The following is a 2,372-nucleotide window of genomic DNA, read 5'->3' as shown; positions in this document are numbered from 1 at the left end:
ATCGTAGCTTCTAGATTTAGTTCCATCGATTTAAGCAACAAAGCCACGATGAAGGGCAATAAACCCAAATGTTCCGTTACAAATAACCAACACGAGGTTTCATATTTTGGGGTTAGTCTAAGTTTTCTTGTTCTTTGTTTGTGCATAATACAGTGCGAATAAGCTTAGACGATCATCTGGGATGTGAGAGGGGGCGTAAGCTTTTACGACAACCTCCACATTCAGGTATACTTTTTCGGAAATAGTCGGGGAGCCATTTGGCTGAGAATGCATATTGCAGGACCCGTTGAACCTGATTCAGTTAACACTGACGTAGGGAACTATGTGTGCCGCCAATCGTAAGGTGCGTTACCTCTTACTCTCGCGAGCATGTGTTCCTGTGCGTTAGTTTAGGAATACGAATGAATTCACCTACCCTACAAATAAAGACACCCATTGTGCTCACCATCGCAGGCTCTGATAGCGGCGGCGGTGCAGGCATCCAAGCTGACATTAAAGCCATCTCTGCCACCGGTGGATTTGCTTGCTCGGTCATCACTGCCATTACTTCCCAAAACACCCTGGGTGTTTCTGCGATTTTCCCGATTCCGATTGACCACGTAGCGAGTCAGTTGGATGCGGTTTTTTCTGACCTCAATATTGTGGCGGTAAAAGTCGGCATGCTGGCCGACAGCAATATCATTCGTATCGTCGCAGAGAAAATCAAACAATACCGCCCGACATTTTTAGTCGTAGATCCCGTCATGGTGGCGACCAGCGGTGATCTGCTTTTAGAAACGGATGCAATCAGCACGTTGAAATCAGAGCTGTTGCCTTTGGCTGACATCATCACACCAAATCTTCCAGAGGGTGCAGCGCTCACTGGACTTTCTGTTCCTGAGACTGAGGATGAAATGAGTGCAATGATTAGCGATCTGCGTGCTCTGGGGGCGAAAGCGGTGTTGCTAAAAGGCGGACATTTAGAAATCGATGCAAACAGCAATGATTTACTAATTCTGAACGACCACGTGGAAGTGCTTCGCGCTAAACGCACACAGACAAAAAATACACATGGTACCGGCTGTTCACTGTCGTCAGCGATTGCGTCATACCTTGCGCAAGGTAACGACCTTCTACGCGCTGTTCAGCTAGGAAAGCAGTACATATCTGAAGCTATCGCCCATGCTGATGAGCTGGACGTGGGGCAAGGTCATGGCCCCGTAAATCATTTTTTCTCAGGCCACTCGCAACTGCGCTAGCAGCGAAGGGTTTGAAATGACTGAGCTTGAATTAAGGAAAGAGAATGAACGTTGAAGTCATCGTGTCTGCGTTACGACGTGTGCGTGAAGTAAAGCCTTTGGTGGTGAATGTCACCAACTATGTGGTGATGAATAATACGGCGAACGCGCTGTTGGCTGTCGGTGCATCACCGATTATGGCGCACTCGAAACAAGAAATGGCTGAGATGATGTACTTTGCGGGTGCACTAGTAATAAACATCGGTACCTTGGACAGCGTCTGGACACCGCGTATGTTGCACGCCGTGGAGCAAGCAAATGCTAACAACAAAACGGTGGTGTTGGATCCTGTAGGGTGCGGAGCCAGCGCAATACGAACGGAAACATCCCGCCAAATCGCAACGTTGGCGGAGTCTTTGATTATTCGTGGTAACGCATCAGAAATAATTGCGCTCGCAGGCGATCAAGGTCAGTCCAAAGGCGTTGATGCGATGGACAGTAGCGAGGCTGCTCTGGGTGCTGCGGAATATCTCGTGAGAACCTATTCGTGTGCTGTAGTTGTATCGGGTAAAACGGATTATATCGTGACGGCTAAAGGCTATTCTCAGCTGAAAAATGGCCATGCGATGATGCCTTACGTGACAGGCATGGGATGTACCTTGTCTGCCCTTACAGGCGCATTTGCTGCGGTCGGTGAAAAAACGGGTTTAGCTGCCACTGCAGTATTAGGTGTGGCGGGTGAAATCGCCGCAGAACAGTCTGCGGGTCCGGGAAGCTTGCAAGTGAATATTCTCGATACGCTTTATAACTTGGATGTTGAGATGCTCACACAGCGACTCATCATGATTGATTAGGGAAAAGCCGTTGAATCCTTATCGTTTATATCTGGTTACTGATGATCAGCAAGATCTCGATACGTTGAAAAAAGTGGTTAAAGAGGCGGTTATTGGTGGCGTCACCATGGTGCAGGTTCGCGAAAAACACGGTGACGTTCGCCAGTTCATAGAACGCGCCACCGCAGTAAAGGAAATCCTTAAAGGGACGGGTGTGCCGTTGATTATCAACGAGGCTTTGTTGCTTAAATCGATGGAACTAAATCTAGAAGCTACGATCTGATCGGCTACACCCATCAATCGTCGTAGTCTCATGTCTAAA

2 protein-coding genes, 1 pseudogene and 1 riboswitch are annotated in these 2,372 nt (G+C 48.1%); all 3 genes and pseudogenes read left to right on the top strand.

Annotation, left to right across the window (positions count from 1 at the left end; translation table 11 throughout):
• Positions 1–236: 236 nt before the first annotated feature.
• Positions 237–336, top strand: a riboswitch (TPP riboswitch).
• Positions 337–401: 65 nt separating this feature from the next.
• Complete coding sequence (thiD, locus tag B5D35_RS23395; RefSeq protein ID WP_078754797.1) at positions 402–1,238, top strand: bifunctional hydroxymethylpyrimidine kinase/phosphomethylpyrimidine kinase; 837 nt, start codon at positions 402–404, stop codon at positions 1,236–1,238.
• A gap of 44 nt (positions 1,239–1,282) precedes the next feature.
• The gene (gene thiM, locus B5D35_RS23390) at positions 1,283–2,071 is read left to right on the top strand and encodes a hydroxyethylthiazole kinase (protein WP_078754796.1); all 789 of its coding nucleotides are present in this window, start codon (positions 1,283–1,285) and stop codon (positions 2,069–2,071) included.
• Between the two features lie 10 nt (positions 2,072–2,081).
• Positions 2,082–2,285 (top strand): annotated as a pseudogene (locus B5D35_RS23385) (thiamine phosphate synthase); the annotation flags it as partial.
• Positions 2,286–2,372: the final 87 nt, after the last annotated feature.

The organism is Enterovibrio nigricans DSM 22720 (genome assembly GCF_900167155.1).
Classification (GTDB): Bacteria; Pseudomonadota; Gammaproteobacteria; order Enterobacterales; family Vibrionaceae; genus Enterovibrio; species Enterovibrio nigricans.
The sequence above is the reverse complement of the archived record's forward strand: the minus strand, read 5'-3'. Positions and strand labels throughout refer to the sequence as shown.